Origin of the sequence: Pseudooceanicola aestuarii (genome assembly GCF_010614805.1) — a bacterium.
In the GTDB taxonomy this organism is placed as follows: Bacteria; Pseudomonadota; Alphaproteobacteria; order Rhodobacterales; family Rhodobacteraceae; genus Pseudooceanicola; species Pseudooceanicola aestuarii.
The window spans coordinates 1423348-1438472 of record NZ_JAAFZC010000001.1 but is presented as its reverse complement, the minus strand read 5'-3'; the positions used below and the strand labels follow the sequence as shown (position 1 = coordinate 1438472).

The 15125-nt window shown below is 67.4% G+C and carries 15 protein-coding genes; 9 read left to right on the top strand and 6 right to left on the bottom strand.

All coding sequences use genetic code 11. From position 1 onward, the window contains the following. The first annotated feature begins 42 nt into the window (after positions 1 to 42). From rlmN to G5A46_RS06705, 3 genes are all read left to right on the top strand, one after another. Positions 43 to 1275, top strand: a complete 1233-nt coding sequence (rlmN, locus tag G5A46_RS06715) for a dual-specificity RNA methyltransferase RlmN (RefSeq protein ID WP_163848485.1) — start codon at positions 43 to 45, stop codon at positions 1273 to 1275. A gap of 87 nt (positions 1276 to 1362) precedes the next feature. Beyond that, positions 1363 to 2388: an amidoligase family protein gene (locus G5A46_RS06710; RefSeq protein WP_239520649.1), complete on the top strand. Its 1026-nt coding sequence runs from the start codon at positions 1363 to 1365 to the stop codon at positions 2386 to 2388. Further along, positions 2385 to 3140 carry a gamma-glutamyl-gamma-aminobutyrate hydrolase family protein gene (locus G5A46_RS06705; RefSeq protein WP_163848483.1) on the top strand — a complete coding sequence of 252 codons (756 nt, stop codon included), beginning with the start codon at positions 2385 to 2387 and terminating at the stop codon, positions 3138 to 3140. Before G5A46_RS06710 ends, G5A46_RS06705 begins: the two co-directional genes overlap by 4 nt. Before the next feature lie 334 nt (positions 3141 to 3474). On the opposite strand, the gene G5A46_RS06700 is transcribed toward G5A46_RS06705, so the two are convergent. The 6 genes from G5A46_RS06700 to G5A46_RS06675 all read right to left on the bottom strand — a co-directional run bounded on the left by G5A46_RS06700 (position 3475) and on the right by G5A46_RS06675 (position 8968). Next, the gene (locus G5A46_RS06700) at positions 3475 to 4569 is read right to left on the bottom strand and encodes a CaiB/BaiF CoA transferase family protein (protein ID WP_163848481.1); all 1095 of its coding nucleotides are present in this window, start codon (positions 4567 to 4569) and stop codon (positions 3475 to 3477) included. A 56-nt stretch (positions 4570 to 4625) separates the two neighbouring features. After that, positions 4626 to 5891: an organoarsenical effux MFS transporter ArsJ gene (gene arsJ, locus G5A46_RS06695; RefSeq protein WP_239520648.1), complete on the bottom strand. Its 1266-nt coding sequence runs from the start codon at positions 5889 to 5891 to the stop codon at positions 4626 to 4628. Next, on the bottom strand, positions 5888 to 6886 hold the full coding sequence (locus G5A46_RS06690) for an ArsJ-associated glyceraldehyde-3-phosphate dehydrogenase (RefSeq protein ID WP_163848477.1): 999 nt from the start codon (positions 6884 to 6886) through the stop codon (positions 5888 to 5890). The genes arsJ and G5A46_RS06690 overlap by 4 nt, the downstream gene beginning before the upstream one ends. After that, a complete protein-coding gene (locus G5A46_RS06685) occupies positions 6883 to 7707 on the bottom strand; it encodes an arsenate reductase/protein-tyrosine-phosphatase family protein (RefSeq protein ID WP_163848474.1) in 825 nt (274 codons plus the stop codon). The genes G5A46_RS06690 and G5A46_RS06685 overlap by 4 nt, the downstream gene beginning before the upstream one ends. A gap of 113 nt (positions 7708 to 7820) precedes the next feature. Next, complete coding sequence (locus G5A46_RS06680) at positions 7821 to 8450, bottom strand: ChrR family anti-sigma-E factor (RefSeq protein WP_163848472.1); 630 nt, start codon at positions 8448 to 8450, stop codon at positions 7821 to 7823. Beyond that, a complete protein-coding gene (locus G5A46_RS06675) occupies positions 8447 to 8968 on the bottom strand; it encodes a sigma-70 family RNA polymerase sigma factor (protein ID WP_163849913.1) in 522 nt (173 codons plus the stop codon). The genes G5A46_RS06680 and G5A46_RS06675 overlap by 4 nt, the downstream gene beginning before the upstream one ends. A gap of 230 nt (positions 8969 to 9198) precedes the next feature. Between G5A46_RS06675 and G5A46_RS06670 the strand changes: the two genes are divergently transcribed. The 6 genes from G5A46_RS06670 to G5A46_RS06645 all read left to right on the top strand — a co-directional run bounded on the left by G5A46_RS06670 (position 9199) and on the right by G5A46_RS06645 (position 15069). Continuing rightward, a complete protein-coding gene (locus tag G5A46_RS06670; protein WP_163848470.1) occupies positions 9199 to 10488 on the top strand; it encodes an NAD(P)/FAD-dependent oxidoreductase in 1290 nt (429 codons plus the stop codon). Next, positions 10485 to 11273, top strand: a complete 789-nt coding sequence (locus tag G5A46_RS06665) for a DUF1365 domain-containing protein (RefSeq protein WP_163848468.1) — start codon at positions 10485 to 10487, stop codon at positions 11271 to 11273. Before G5A46_RS06670 ends, G5A46_RS06665 begins: the two co-directional genes overlap by 4 nt. After that, entirely contained in the window at positions 11273 to 12427 is a 1155-nt protein-coding gene (locus G5A46_RS06660; RefSeq protein ID WP_163848466.1) for an SAM-dependent methyltransferase, read from the top strand. Before G5A46_RS06665 ends, G5A46_RS06660 begins: the two co-directional genes overlap by 1 nt. A 23-nt stretch (positions 12428 to 12450) precedes the next feature. Further along, positions 12451 to 13182 (top strand): SDR family NAD(P)-dependent oxidoreductase, encoded by a 732-nt coding sequence (locus G5A46_RS06655; RefSeq protein WP_163848463.1) that lies wholly within the window; start codon positions 12451 to 12453, stop codon positions 13180 to 13182. Between the two features lie 71 nt (positions 13183 to 13253). Continuing rightward, positions 13254 to 14234, top strand: a complete 981-nt coding sequence (locus G5A46_RS06650) for an aldose epimerase family protein (RefSeq protein WP_163848461.1) — start codon at positions 13254 to 13256, stop codon at positions 14232 to 14234. 16 nt (positions 14235 to 14250) lie between these two features. Then, positions 14251 to 15069: an NAD-dependent epimerase/dehydratase family protein gene (locus tag G5A46_RS06645; protein WP_163848459.1), complete on the top strand. Its 819-nt coding sequence runs from the start codon at positions 14251 to 14253 to the stop codon at positions 15067 to 15069. The last annotated feature ends 56 nt before the right edge of the window (positions 15070 to 15125 follow it).

Here is a 15125-nt window from a genome sequence, read left to right as displayed (position 1 = left end):
GCCGAGTCACATATATGGGGGGACTTCCAAAGGAGTGCACCCATGGACGCGCCCGCAGCAAAGACCACAGCCACCACTGACACCCCGACCGCCCGGACCAACATCCAGGCGCCGATCACCCAGGACGTGCTGACCCTGCCCCGCAAGGCCGAGGAGGGGCTGCCCAACCTTGTCGGACTGACGCGGGACCAGTTGCGGGACGCGCTGATCGCCGCCGGCACCCCCGAGAAACAGTCCAAGATGCGGACCAACCAGGTCTGGCAATGGATCTACCATTGGGGCGTGCGCGAGTTCGACGCCATGACCAACCTGTCCAAGGATTACCGGCGCCTGCTGGCGGAAAATTTCCAGATCCGCCTGCCGGAAATGGTGTCGCGCAGCGTCTCTGCCGACGGGACGCGCAAGTACCTGGTGCGCATCGCCGGCGGTCACGAGGTAGAGGTGGTCTATATCCCCGAAGCCGACCGCGGCACATTGTGCGTCTCTTCTCAGGTCGGGTGCACGCTGACCTGTTCGTTCTGCCACACGGGTACCCAGAAACTGGTGCGCAACCTGACCGCCGGGGAAATCGTCGGCCAGATCATGCTGGCCCGCGACGATCTGGGCGAATGGCCCGAACCCGGCGCGCCGCGCAACGAAACCCGCCTGCTGTCCAACATCGTCCTTATGGGCATGGGAGAGCCGCTCTACAATTTCGACAATGTGCGCGACGCGATGAAGATCACCATGGACGGTGAAGGCATCGCCCTGTCGCGCCGCCGGATCACCCTGTCCACCTCGGGCGTGGTGCCCGAAATCGCCCGCTGCGCCGAAGAGATCGGCTGCATGATGGCCGTCAGCTTCCACGCCACCACCGACGAGGTCCGCAACAAGCTGGTGCCGATCAACAAGCGGTGGAACATCGAAACCCTGCTGTCCGCGCTGAAAGACTACCCCCGCCTGTCGAATTCCGAGCGCATCACCTTTGAATACGTGATGCTGAAGGACGTGAACGACAGCGACGAGGACGCCCGCCGGCTGGTCCGCCTGATCTCCGGCATCCCGGCCAAGATCAACCTGATCCCGTTCAACGAATGGCCCGGCGCACCCTATGAACGCTCTGACTGGTCGCGGATCGAGGCCTTTGCCGATATCGTCTACAAGGCCGGATATGCCAGCCCGATCCGCACCCCCCGTGGCGAGGACATCATGGCCGCCTGCGGTCAGTTGAAATCCGCCACCGAACGGGCACGCAAGTCCCGCGCCCAGATCGCGGCAGAGACCGGCACCGCCTGAGCCGTCCCGCTCCCGATGCGGGGGACGGGCGGCCACGGGGAACCGGCCCGGTGGCGCCTCCATTGCGGCGCGCGACGGCGCCGCTGCATGGAACCGGTTCGCGCCCCGCGCGTTGTCCCGCCGATGCGTGACGCGACCAAGACACCCGATGCCTTTGCCTCTCTGCCGCAGGCGGGTGACGCCGACGGCGCCCCGCGCCGATGCGGGGTGGAGATCGAATTCTCCGGCCTGCACGAAGATGCGGTGGCCAAGCTGCTGACCCGCCACCTGGGCGGCACCGCGCGCCAGGATGGCGCCGACTGGACGCTGGAAGACACCCGGCTGGGCAAGCTGCAAGTCTACCTGGACACTGCCCTGCGCAAGAAAGCCGAGAACGCGATGGTCGCCCGTGGCCTGCAACTGGGCCGTGATGCCATCCCGGTGGAAATCGTCACCGAACCGCTGACGATGGCGGATCTTGGCCACCTGGACCAGCTGTGCCACCAGCTGCGCGAGGCGGGGGCGAAGGGCACCAGTGCCGCGCTGATCTACGGTTTCGGCGTGCATCTGAACGTCTCGGTGGCCAGCATGGACCCGCCGGGCGTCACCCGGCCTCTGCTGGCCTATGCCCTGATCGAGGATTGGATGCGCCACGCCCATCCCATCGACGACAGCCGCAGACTGCTGCCCTTTACCGCGCCCTATCCGACGTCACTGGTCCGGGCGCTGGCGCGTGCGGGGGCCGATGCGTCTCTGCGCGACGTGTCGGAGACCTACCTGCACCACGCGCCGTCGCGCAATCACGGGCTGGACATGTTGCCCATCCTCGCCCACCGCAACGCAGAGGCGGTGACCCAGGCCCTGGGCCAGGGGCACTCCGTCTCGGCCCGTCCGGCGTTCCACTTTCGCCTGCCCGACAGCCGCATCGACGAAGACGGCTGGTCCCTGCGCCACGAATGGCGCCGCTGGCACCTGGTGGAGACAATCGCCGCGGACGACGCCCTGCTGGACACTCTGTGCAACGGCTGGCTGGACGATCACGGTGCCATCACACTGGGCCGGTCCCATTGGGCGCGGCGCACCGGCGACCTGCTGGCCGGCGCCGGAGTGACCGACATGGGCCACCTGCGGTGAGACGACCGGTTATCGGGGTGACGACCTCCCAAAGGTCGGGCTGGCGGATCTTTCCGCTGGTGGCGCTGAACATCTGGTTGGCTGGTGGCCGGGCGATCCGCTGGGGCGCCGGGCGGCGCATGGATGTCTCACGCGCAGATGGCATCGTGATCGGTGGCGGCGACGACATCTCCCCCGATCTCTACGGCGGCGAACTGGTCAGCGCCGCCCGCCTCGACCCCGCCCGCGACAAGCTGGAGCAGGAGCTGGTGCAGGAGGCCCTGCAACAGGACACCCCCGTGCTGGGCATCTGCCGGGGCAGCCAGATGATCAACGTGGCCCTGGGCGGCACGCTGGATCAGGATGCCTATGCCACCTATACCAACAGCCGCCTCTACCGCACCATCCTGCCGCGCAAACGGGTCCGCGTCGAACCCGGCACCCGGCTGATGCAGGTCGCGGGGGCGAAACCGATGCGGGTCAACGCGCTGCATTCCCAGGCGGTCTGCATTCTGGGCACCGACCTGCGCGTCGCGGCCCGCGACAGTGGCGGGATGATCCAGGGGGTTGAGCGGGTGCGCGATCCCTTCATGCTGGGCGTGCAATGGCATCCCGAGCACCTGTTCTACGCCCACCGCCAGCGCGCCATCTTTCGGGCGTTGGTCACTGCCGCCCGCGCCGGCATGGACCGCGCCGACCAGCACGAAGCCGTGGACGCCGCCAGCGATCACGACCGCGCCGGCCGGCGGGAGGCCACAGGCCTGCTGGGCTGATCGCCCCGCACATCGCAATGCGGCTGCCCGGCCAAGCGCAACCGGCGCGGCTCTGGCTTAAGGGATGGCGGCGGCTTGGGGCCAAGCCCACCGGGAGGGCGCGCCGACCCGGTCCGATCTCTGCTCAACCGCCCTGCCATCGCAGCGGCAAGGCGACATGTTCAGGGGCAGCGGCTCGAGCCGCCCACCGCCCACCGCCCACAGACGGACATCCCCCACCGGGATTGCCCTGCCTTCCACAATGCCCAGCACCGCGTCCAGGGGCATGGCACCTCGCGGCGCTTTCACCGCAGGGATGCACCCGATTTCTCGCTGTCCTGACCGCGCCCGCGCGCTATTGCGCCGCGTCTTGCGCCAGAAGGGCCAGAATCTCCTCCTGATGCTGGCCGCGTTCGGGCGGGTCGGCGGGGGTCGCACGCTGACCGTCGAACCGGGGCGCGGGCGCGGCCTGCAATCCGCCGGGGCCCTCCGCCCAAATCTCCCGCGCGGACATATGCGGGTCCGCGGCGCTTTCGCGGGGCGAAAGGACCGGGGCGGCGCAGGCGTCCAGCCCGTCAAACAGCGCCTCCCAGTGGCTGCGGGGATGCCGGGCAAAGAGCGCCTCCAGCCGTTCGGCCAGGCGCGGCCACAGGCTGCTGTCATGCTGGCGGATGAAATCGGCATCCTCGGACAGTCCCATCCGGTCGAGAAAGAGGGCGTAGAATTTCGCCTCCAGCGCCTGCACGGCCATCCAACCGCCATCGGCACAGAGATAGCTGCGCGACCAATGCGGCCCGTCCAGCATGCTTTTCCCCCGCTCCGTCGAAAGACCGCCCTGCGCGGCCATGGACATCAGCAGGTTCATCATATGAGCAGAGCCATCGACGATCGCGGCATCCACGACGCTGCCCCGCCCCGTCGCCCGCGCCTTCAACAGACCCGCCAGCATCCCCATCGCGAGGTAGAGCGCCCCACCCCCGATGTCCCCGACCAGCGTGGGCGGTGTCACCGGGGGCTGACCGGGCAGCGCGGCGTACCACAGCGCGCCGGAGACACCGATGTAATTCAGGTCATGCCCGGCCTGCTGCGCGCGCGGCCCCTCCTGGCCCCAGCCCGTCATCCGGCCATAGACCAGCGCCGGGTTGGCGGCGTGGCAAGCCTCCGGCCCCAATCCCAGCCGCTCCATCACGCCGGGGCGGAACCCCTCGATCAGGCCATCGGCGCGGGCGATCAGGGCCAGCGCCTGCGCCTGTTGCGCGGGATCTTTCAGATCCAGGGTGACGGATTTCTTGCCCCGGTCGAGCAGAGACGGCCCGCCGTGGCCTTTCGCCTCGGGCACCTCCGGGCGATGGATCACGATGACCTCCGCACCCAGATCAGCCAGCGTCATGGCGGCAAAGGGACCGGGGCCGATGCCCTCGATCTCGACGATACGAATACCCTGCAACATTGTGGTCCCTCCCTCCCCCGCAAGGTGGCGCGGAGGCGGGAGGGATGCAAGCGGCGTCAAGCCGGGGCGGCGGTGCCGCGCGGGCCCAACCGACCGGCGCCGATCCGCGACAGCACCAGAAACAGCGCGGCGGTGCCCAGGCAGGCGGGCAAGCCGCCCAGTTGGTAGGTCGCGCCCGAGGCGACAGTGCCCAACAACCGCCCCGCCGCATTGGCCATGTAGTAGAAGCCCACATCCATGGTCACCCGCTCCCCGCTGGTGAAGGCCAGGATCAGGTAGGAATGCAGCGCCGAATTCACCGCGAATATCGCGCCAAAGACCAGCAGCCCGCCGATCAGCGTCAGCGTCAGCCATTCCGCCGGCTCTCCCGCCCACCAGACTAGCGCCGCCAGCAGCGCGGGAATGACGATCAGGGCAGCGGTCCAGTGGCGCGCGGCGGCAGCGATCTCGCTCTCCGGCCGGGTGGCGGCGCGCAGCAGACGCGGGGCCGAGGCCTGAACCGCGCCATAGAGGATTGTCCAGACCGCCATGAAACTGCCGATCACGAAAAAGGCAAAGCGGTTGCCCGCCTCGCTGCCGTCCGACAGCACGGCGTAGAAATAGATCGGGATGCCGACCACGAACCAGACGTCGCGCGCGCCGAACAGGAAGACGCGGGCAAAGGACAGCCAGTTGACGTCCGGGTTCTTCGAGAAGACCTCCCGGAACTTGGCGTCCTTGCGACCCTGCGGCAGCCCGCCGGGCATCCGCAACATGACCGCCAGCAGGATCACCGACAGGATCGCCGCCATCGCCAGAACCGAGGGGACGAACCCCGCCAACCCCAGCAGCGCCGCCCCCAGCAGGAAGCCGACACCCTTGACCGCGTTCTTGGACCCGGTCAGCACCGCGACCCATCGGAACAGCCCGCCCCGCGCCGTCGGCGCCAACAATTTGACCGCGGATTTGGACGACATCTTGGCCAGATCCTTGGCCACGCCCGACGCGCCCTGCACCGCCATCACATAGATGACCGAGGCGCTGACAGCCCAGCCCGGATCCAGCCGCGCCAGCGCCAGCAGCGCCAGCACCTGCACCCCCAACCCGGCATACAGCGTCCGGGTCAGCCCGAACCGCGCCGCGATCCAGCCGGCGGACAGGTTCGTGATCACCCCGGCGATTTCGTACAGCACGAAGAGATAGGCCAGTTGCACTGGGGAAAAGCCCAGCGAATGGAAATGCAGCAGCACCAGCATCCGCAACGCGCCATCCGTCAGCATGAACGCCCAGTAGGAGGCCGTGACGGCGATATAGGCGCTCAGCCCTTCGGGTCTTCGGCTCACAGCTGGTCCCCGACCATGCGGGCGACGTCCACCAGCCGGTTGGCATAGCCCCATTCGTTGTCATACCAGGCGTAGACCTTCACCTGCGTCCCGTTCACCACCATGGTAGAGGGCGCATCCACGATGGCCGATCGCGGGTCGTTGGTGTAGTCGCACGACACCAGCGGCCGTTCCTCGTAGCCCAGAATGCCCTTCAGCTCCCCCTCGGCGGCGGCGCGGAACAGGGTGTTCACCTCCTCCACGCTGGTTTCGCGGGAGACCTCGAAGACGCAATCGGTCAGCGATGCGTTCAGCAAGGGCACCCGGACCGCGTGGCCGTTCAGCTTCCCCTTCAGTTCGGGGTAGATCAGCGTGATCGCCGTGGCACTGCCCGTCGTGGTGGGGATCAGCGAGTTCAGCGCCGACCGGGCGCGGCGCAGATCCTTGGCCGGACGGTCGACGATGGTCTGGGTGTTCGTCACATCGTGGATCGTGGTCATGGAGCCATGGCGGATGCCCAGCCCCTCTTGCAGAACCTTGACCACGGGCGCCAGGCAATTGGTGGTGCAGGAGGCGGCGGTGACGATGTGATGTGCCGCCGGATCATAGGTGGCATCGTTCACGCCCATGACGATATTGGCGGTCGGCCCGTCCTTGACCGGGGCCGACACGATCACCTTTTTCACCCCGGCGGCGAAATAGGGCGCCAGCTTTGCCTGGGTCTTGAAGACGCCGGTGCAGTCGATCACCACATCCACACCCTCCAGCGGCAGGGCCGACAGATCGCGCGTCCCGACAAAGGGGATGCACGTGCCGTCGATGGTCACGCTGTCGGCATCATGGGAAAAGTCTGCGGGCCAGCGACCATGCACCGTGTCGAATTCCAGCAGGTGGGCGTGCATTTCGGGATCGCCGACCGCGTCGTTGATCCAGGCGATCCGCGCTCCACCCTCCAGCAGCGGGCGCAGGGCGAGTTTCCCCATACGGCCCAGGCCGTTGATCGCATAGGTGGTCATGCCTCGCCCCGCGTATCTGCGATGTCATCCACGCGGGTTTGCAGCGCGGCCCGGTCCAGCTGTTCGATGGGCAAGGCGACAAAGGCCGAGATCCGGTTCTTCAGCGCGCCGTAGGCCTGCTGGAACGCCAGCTTGCGCTCGGCCTCCGTGCCGGTGGCCTTGACCGGATCGGGCTGGCCCCAATGGCCGCTGACCGGCTGGCCGGGCCAGGGGGGGCATTCCTCGTTCGCGGCCTGATCGCAGACGGTAAAGACGAAATCCATGACCGGGGCATCGGGTGTCTGGAATTCCCCCACCGACTTGGACCACAGGCGCGAGACGTCGTGCCCCTTGGCCTCCAGCAGGGCCATGGCCTCGGGATTGGGCTCCCCCGCCGGGCGCGTCCCGGCGGAATGGACGGAGAAGCGATCGCCGCCCAGATCGCGCAGCAGCGCCTCGGCGAACTGGGACCGGGCGGAATTTCCGGTGCAGATGAACAGGGCGTTATAGGGCATGACAGGGGTCTCCTGATTGGGGAGGCCGGGAAGACACAGCTCCGGCCGGCTGCGGCAGCAATCCGCGAAAAGGTAGGACAACAGATCCTCGGCGGTGCCTAGCGAGGCTTTGTAACGAAGGGATGTACCTTCCCGCGTCTGTTCAATCATTCCTGCCCGGCGCAACGCCGCCAGGTAGACCGACAGGGTCGAGGCCTTCAGCCCCGTCGCTGCCGCAAGCTCACCGGCGGGGATGGCATCGGGGTAGCGCCGCATCAGCAGGCGCCAGACGGCCAGCCGCTGCGGATGGCCCAACGTGGCCAATTGAGAGGGAATCGTTTCTTCCATACTTCATGGATATATGAATAAGAGCGTACTGCAAAGCCTTTACCCAATCTTGTCGCAACACAGGATGCGGAGTACCAAAGAGCCCCCGGCGCCCCGCTGCGCGGGCCCGGCTATCAGATGCGGAAGAACGGCTGTGCCAGCCGGGGCATCATCCCCTTGAACCGCAACCGGGCATCCGTGGCGGCCAGGCAGATGCAAGCCTCTCCCGGCCCGGCGACGGGGGTGTGTTCCAGGTCTTCGTCCGCGACTTCCACGTCGCCGACACCGAAATGCCCGGTCTCGTCGGCGAAACTGCCCTGCAACACCAGCGTCAGCTCCAGCCCCCGATGGCCGTGATCGGGCATGGCCTGACCGGGCGGAATCGACAGCAGACGCACGCTGCCGTCTTTTTCATCGCTCAGCACCGCCTGTTTCACGCCCAGCGCCAGCGACCGCCAGCGCGGCGGCTGCCCACCCAGAGCCTGTGCCACTGGGGCGGGGTAGATCCCCTGCCGCACCGGTGCGGGCGGCGGCGTTTCGTCCAGCCGCGCCATCAGGGCAGCGGCCAGTCCGTCGCTGACGGCAACGCCGTCGCCGGCGGCGTCCAGCAGCGCACCGCCCAGCACATCGTGGCTTTCCAGTTCGGCGCGGCAGGTATCGCAGACCGACAGATGCGCCGCGATCACCAATTCGAACGGATAAGGCAGCGTACCCGCCGCGTAAGAGGCGATCAGCGCCTCGGGAATATGGTGGGTGATGGTCATGTCTCGCGCAATGCCTTCAGGTCGTGGCGCAGGCGTTCCAGCCCCAGCCGGATGCGGGACTTGATCGTCCCCATCGGCAGGCCGGTCGCCTGGTGAATTTCGGTATGGGTCAGCTCCCCCAGATAGGCGCGGGCGATGACCTCTTTCTGATCGGGTTTCAGCCCGTCCAGCGCCGAGCGCAGCGCCCGCGCCTCCTGCTCCAGCGCCAGGATATTGCCGGGATCGGCCTCGGGCGGGGTTTCTGTCTCCATCGGTTCCGGTTCCGGGCGACCGGCCTTGCGGGCGATGTCGACCTGCCGGTTGCGCGCGATCCGGTAGATCCAGCCGGAGACCTGCGCCCGCGTCGGATCGTAGAGATGTGCCTTGCGCCAAACCGAAAGCATGACGTCCTGCACGATATCCTCAGCCTGCGCCGCCCCGGCGCCGGACCGCATCAGCATGCCCTTCAGTCGCGGAGCGTAGTGATCGAACAGCCGGGCGAAATCCGCCTGACTGCGCTGATCGCGCACCGCAAGCATCCATTGCGTCTGCTCGCTGTAATCGTCTGTCACCCGCGCCTTGCCCCCCGTGCGAACCCGTCCCCCCGCAAAGCGGGGCGCACCGGGCGGTGGGAGTGTCGCAGGCCTGTCCGTCGCAATCAACATGAACCGAATACGGCACCGGCGCGGCATCGGATCACTTTGCGCGATTTTTTTGAACCGTTTGCCGGACAACCCCGTACTCTTGTCATCCACAAACCGGAGCCGCCATGTCCTTTGACGCCCTGCCGAACCGCCCCCAGAGGATCGCCGTGATCGGGGGCGGCATTTCCGGCCTTGCCGCGGCCTACCTGCTGTCGCCGCAACACAACGTCACCCTGTTCGAGGCAGAGCCGCGCCTGGGTGGCCATGCCCGGACCGTGCTGGCCGGGCGGCGCGGGGATCAGCCGGTGGATACCGGGTTCATCGTGTTCAACCACGTGAATTATCCCCACCTGACCCGCATGTTCCACGATCTGGACGTGCCCACGCAACGCAGCGACATGAGCTTTGGTGCCACGATCGACGACGGGCGCATCGAATACGGGCTGCAAACCCTGCGCGCCGTCTTTGGCCAGCGCCGTAACCTCGGCCGCCCCGCCTTTCTGGGCATGGTCCGCGACATCGCCCGTTTCAACGCCCGCGCCGAGGCGGAAACCGAGGCCGATCCGACGTTGAGCGTCGCTGGCCTGATCGCGCGGTTGAAGCTGGGCCCCTGGTTCCGACGCTATTACCTGACGCCGATCTGCGGGGCGATCTGGTCCACCCCGCCGGACCGGATCATGGGCTTTCCGGCGCGGTCGCTGGTGCGGTTCTTCCGCAATCACGCGCTGTTGTCCGCCACCGGGCAACACCAATGGTGGACCGTCTCGGGCGGCAGTATCGAATATGTCCGGCGGTTGGAAACCCGGTTGCGCGCCTGTGGTTGCGACATCCGAACCGGCACCCGCGTCACCGCCGTGCATCGCGGCGGCATCGGCCCCCGTATCGCGACCCAGGGGGCAGAGCTGGAGCAGTTCGATCAGGTCATCATGGCCACCCATACCGATATCGCCCTGCGTCTTCTGGCCCGCCCGACAGAGGCGGAAACCCGGGCCTTGTCCGCCATCCGCTATCAGGACAATCGCGTTCTCTTGCACCGTGACGCCGCGCAGATGCCTCGCAGGCGCGATTGCTGGTCTTCGTGGATCTACAAGGCCGATACCCGTCAGGAAGAACCGCGCATCGGCGTGACCTACTGGATGAACCGGCTTCAGAACATTCCACAGGACGATCCGCTGTTCGTCTCTCTCAACCCTTGCCGGGACGTGCCGGACGAACTGACTTACGACGCCGTCACGCTTCGCCACCCGGTTTTCGACCGCGCCGCAATGACCGCGCAGGACCAGATCCGCGCCATGCAGGGGCGCAACGGCACTTGGTTCGCTGGCGCCTGGGCGCGGCACGGGTTCCACGAGGACGGGTTCGCCTCCGCCGTGCGGGTGGCGCGGGCGCTGGATCCGCAGCCGGTGGACGGATGACCGCGCCCCCCGACGACCACGGCGCACGCGCGCCCCTGCACCTGCCGGGCCACACCACGCATACCCGGCGCGGGGCGATCGGCAATGCGTTTCGCTATGGCGTGGATTATGTGCTGATCGACCCCGAGGCCCGGCGCGGCCCCTGGCTGTTCTCGCGCAATCGCTGGAACCTCGCTTCGGTCCACGACCGGTCCCATGGCGGGCCGCCCGGGGCCGGGCGCGGCGCCGCCTGGGTGCGGGAGGTGCTGGCGCGCAACGGGGCCGATGTCGGGCCGGGGGCCAAGGAGCTGCGTCTGCAGCTGCTGACCCAGCCGCGCTTCATAGGGGCGGTGTTCAACCCGGTATCCTTCTGGTTGGCCTGGCGCGGCAGCGATCTTCACGCGGTCATCGCCGAGGTGAACAACACCTTCGGGGACCGGCACTGCTATTTCTGTGCGCTGCCGGATTTCGCGCCCATCACCGCGACGGACCGGCTGACGGCGCGCAAGGCGCTGCATGTTTCGCCGTTTCAGCAGATCGCGGGAGACTACACCTTCCAGTTCGACATCCGTCCCGAGAAGCTGAGAATTGTGATAGATTTTCGCGATGGCGACGCCGGGCTCCATGCTACGCTGTCAGGACCCCTGCGGCCTTTGACCAGCCGTGGCCTGCTGGCCGCGCTGATCCGCCGACCAGCCTGGGCGCTGCGGGTGGTTGCGCTGATCCATTGGCAGGCGCTGAAGCTGAAACTGAAGGGCGCGCCCTATAGAACGCGCCCCGCCCCACCGACAGAGGAAATCACCTGATGGCCTACCTCACCAAACGCATACGTATGGAATTCCTGTCCACCTGCGCCAAGATCCGGCAGGGCAGCCTGCGCGTCATCACCCCGGAGGGCGAGGCCCACGATTTCGGCCGGGGCGATCCCTGGGCGGAATTGCAGATCAACGATTGGGCCGCCATTTCCGCCGCGCTGGCCAAGGGCGATGTCGGTCTGGGGGAGGCCTATGTCGCCGGGCTGTGGGATACGCCCTCCATCGAACATCTGACGCGGCTGGCGCTGCTGAACCTCGACCAGTTCCGTGCCTATGCCTATGCGGGACCGATGCAATCGCTGGCGTTTCGCGTGGTGGACCGCATCCTGCGCGCCAATTCCCGGCGCGGCGCGGCGCGCAATATCCGGTCCCATTACGACGTCGGGAACGAGTTTTTTCAGCTGTGGCTGGACCCGTCGATGACCTATTCCTCGGCCCTGTTCGCGCCCGGTGACGACGACTTGACCCGCGCGCAGCATCGCAAATACGACCGCATTCTGGATCGGGTCGCCGGCGAGCGCCTGCTGGAGATCGGCTGTGGCTGGGGCGGGTTCGCCGAACGCGCCGCCGACCGGGGGCAGCATGTCACCGGACTGACGATTTCGCCGGCGCAGAAGGGCTATGCCGATGCGCGGCTGGACGGGCGCGCCGATATCCAGCTGCGCGATTACCGGCAGGCGCAGGGGCGCTATGACGGTATCGTCTCCATCGAGATGATAGAGGCGGTGGGCGAACGCTACTGGCCGACCTTCTTTGCCACGATGAAATCCCGCCTGGCAGAGGGCGGGCAAGCCGTGGTGCAGGCGATCACCGTGCCCGACAGCTATTTCGAGACCTATCGCAAGGGCTCCGATTTCATCCGGCAACATACCTTTCCGGGCGGGATGTTGCTGTCGGATGGCGAAATCGCCAGCGCCGCGCGGGGCGCCGGGCTGGTGGCGCGCAATTCGTTCTCCTTTGGGGAGGATTACGCCCGCACCTGCCGGATCTGGCTGGACCGTCTGGATGCGGAGATCGCCCGGATCAAGGGGCTGGGATATGACGAACGGTTCCTGCGGTCGTGGCGCTATTACCTGGGCATCTGCGCGGCGTCCTTCGAGGTCGGGCAGACGGATGTAGTGCAGGTGGAACTGGCCCATGCCTGAACATCCCGACCAGGAGATCCGCCATGCGTGATCTGAAGGGGAAAACCTACTGGATCATCGGCGCCAGTGACGGACTGGGCGAACAGATCGCCCGGCAGATGCAGGCCCGTGGCGCCCGGCTGATCCTGTCGGCCCGAAGCGCGGACCGGTTGGCGACGCTGGCGGATGAGCTGGACGCCACCGCCCTGCCTCTGGACGTGACCGACGCCGCAGCCGTGGCCCGTGCCGCCCAGGCGGGGCAGTTGGCCGATGGGCTGGTCTATTCCGTGGGCCTGTACGAACCGATGAGCGCCCCCGACTGGCAACCCGAAACCGCCGTGAAGATGGCAGAGGCCAATTTCCTCGGTGCCCTGCGCGTACTGGGCCATGTCGTGCCGCATTGGGTGCGGCGCGGGTCGGGCCATGTTGTGCTGATCGGATCTCTGGTCGGGTTTCGCGGGCTGCCCGGCGTCATCGGCTATGGCGCCAGCAAGGCCGCGGTGAACCATCTGGCCGAGAACATGCTGACAGATCTGCGTGGCACCGGGGTCGAGGTCCAACTGGCCAATCCCGGCTTCATCCGCACCCGCCTGACCGACAAGAACGATTTCAACATGCCCCAGATCCAGCAGCCGGAGGAGGCCGCCGCCGATGTCCTGCGCCTGATCGACGGGCACGGTTGGGTGCGCAACTTTCCCCGGCCCTTCGCCTGGGTCTTCACCCTGGGGCGGTTCCTGCCGTTCCGCCTGTTTTCGCGGCTTATCTCCTCCGGCTGAGGGAGGGGCGCTTGCCCGCGCGGGCGCGGCGTGAGACAGATCGGCCGCCTGTTCCCGCAGAAGGCCCTGCAATGTCCCGCACTCCCTTTGGCACAACTCCCGATGGTCAGACGGTCGAGGCGCTGACCCTGGCGGGTGGCGGGCTGACCGCACGGCTGCTGACTTGGGGCGCGGTGGTGCAGGATCTGCGGCTGGATGGCGTGGATCACCCGCTGGTTCTGGGCGCGCCGGATCTGGCGCCCTACCTTGGGCCGATGCTCTATTTCGGGGCGATCACCGGGCGGTTCGCCAATCGCATCGCGGGGGGGCGGTTCACCCAGGACGGGGTGACGTATCACACCGATCGCAACGATCCCGGCGGCACGCTGCATGGTGGCACCCATGGCACGGGGCAATGCCTGTGGCAGGTGCTGGATCACCGGCCCGAGACCGCGACGCTGGGTCTGACCCTGCCGGACGGGCACATGGGTTTCCCGGGTCGGATAGACATCCGCGCCACCTGCGCCCTGCCCGGCGACGGCACGCTGGCCTTCGACCTGTGGGCGCGCAGCGATGCGCCGACGCCGTGCAGCCTGACCCATCACAGCTACTTCACGCTGGGCGGCGCGGATGTTCTGGATCACCGGCTGACACTCCATGCGGATCATTACCTGCCCGTGACCGGCAGCGGCATCCCCGACGGACTGCCCGCCCCTGTCAGCGGTACGCGGTTCGATTTCCGCCAGTCCCGCCCGCTGCGACCCGGCGGATTTGACCACAACTTCTGTCTGGCGGGACCGCGCGGCACCCTGCGCCCGGTGGCCCGGCTGGACGGCCCGTCCCTGTCGGTGGAGGTGGCGACGACCGAATGCGGGCTACAGGTCTACGACGCGGGTCATATCGAGGCGCTGCCGGGGCTCGACGGTCGGACCTATGGCCCCCATGCGGGCGTCGCGCTGGAGCCGCAGGCCTGGCCCGATGCGCCCAATCGTGCCGACTTCCCCGACGCGACCCTGCGCCCGGGGGAGGACTATCGCCACCAGCTGCGCTACCGTTTCACCCGGACCCAATGACAGGCAGGAGACCGCCATGACCAAACCGTTCAAGAAGATCCTGATCACCGGCGCCGCGGGTCGCCTGGGCACCGAATTGCGCCGCGGGCTGGCGCCGCTGGCCGACACCCTGCGTCTGGCCGACCGGACAGAGATCCCCGACCTGGCCCCCCACGAGGAGGCCGCAATCTTCGACCTGGCCGACATGGCTGCGACCATGGCCGCGATCGAGGGGTGCGACGCCATCGTGCATCTCGGCGGCGCGCCGCAGGAACACCCGTGGGAGGAGATCCTGGCCTCCAACATTCAGGGTGGCTACCACATTTACGAAGGTGCCCGGCAACATGGTGTGAAACGGGTGGTCTTTGCCTCCTCCGTCCATGCCATCGGTTATCACCGGCTGGCCGATCACATCGACACCGATGCGCCGGTGCGTCCCGATTCGCTGTATGGCGTGTCGAAATGCTTTGTAGAGGCGCTGGCCAGCCTCTACTGGGACAAGTTCGGTGTGGAAAGCGCCTGTATCCGCATCTTCTCCTCCTTTCCCGAACCGGCCGACCGGCGGATGCTGTGGTCCTGGCTCAGCTTTGACGACCTGATCCGGCTGGTCAGCGCCAGCCTGACCGCGCCGCATGTCGGGCACACCATCGCCTTCGGCATTTCCGACAACCGGGTCAAGCCGGTGGACATGTCCTCCACCGGGCATCTGGGCTACCAGCCGCAGGACAATACGGAGGCGTATCGCGCCGAGATGGAGGCCAAGACCCCGCCCGCCGATCCCGCCGACCTGTCCACCCAATGCGTCGGCGGCTGGTTCGTCAACCTCCCCCATCCCGACGACCCAAAGGACGGCTGAGCCCCCCACCGGGGTGCGCCGGCCCGTGACCGGGGCGCCCCACCCCTACCCAAAAC

Coding starts and splice junctions, on each gene's coding strand:
- rlmN (WP_163848485.1), top strand. CDS start 43: ATGGACGCGCCCGCAGCAAAGACCACAGCCACCACTGACACCCCGACC.
- G5A46_RS06710 (WP_239520649.1), top strand. CDS start 1,363: ATGGAACCGGTTCGCGCCCCGCGCGTTGTCCCGCCGATGCGTGACGCG.
- G5A46_RS06700 (WP_163848481.1), bottom strand. CDS start 4,569: ATGTTGCAGGGTATTCGTATCGTCGAGATCGAGGGCATCGGCCCCGGT.
- G5A46_RS06690 (WP_163848477.1), bottom strand. CDS start 6,886: ATGACCACCTATGCGATCAACGGCCTGGGCCGTATGGGGAAACTCGCC.
- G5A46_RS06685 (WP_163848474.1), bottom strand. CDS start 7,707: ATGGAAGAAACGATTCCCTCTCAATTGGCCACGTTGGGCCATCCGCAG.
- G5A46_RS06680 (WP_163848472.1), bottom strand. CDS start 8,450: ATGACCATCACCCACCATATTCCCGAGGCGCTGATCGCCTCTTACGCG.
- G5A46_RS06675 (WP_163849913.1), bottom strand. CDS start 8,968: ATGCTTGCGGTGCGCGATCAGCGCAGTCAGGCGGATTTCGCCCGGCTG.
- G5A46_RS06670 (WP_163848470.1), top strand. CDS start 9,199: ATGTCCTTTGACGCCCTGCCGAACCGCCCCCAGAGGATCGCCGTGATC.
- G5A46_RS06665 (WP_163848468.1), top strand. CDS start 10,485: ATGACCGCGCCCCCCGACGACCACGGCGCACGCGCGCCCCTGCACCTG.
- G5A46_RS06660 (WP_163848466.1), top strand. CDS start 11,273: ATGGCCTACCTCACCAAACGCATACGTATGGAATTCCTGTCCACCTGC.
- G5A46_RS06655 (WP_163848463.1), top strand. CDS start 12,451: ATGCGTGATCTGAAGGGGAAAACCTACTGGATCATCGGCGCCAGTGAC.
- G5A46_RS06650 (WP_163848461.1), top strand. CDS start 13,254: ATGTCCCGCACTCCCTTTGGCACAACTCCCGATGGTCAGACGGTCGAG.
- G5A46_RS06645 (WP_163848459.1), top strand. CDS start 14,251: ATGACCAAACCGTTCAAGAAGATCCTGATCACCGGCGCCGCGGGTCGC.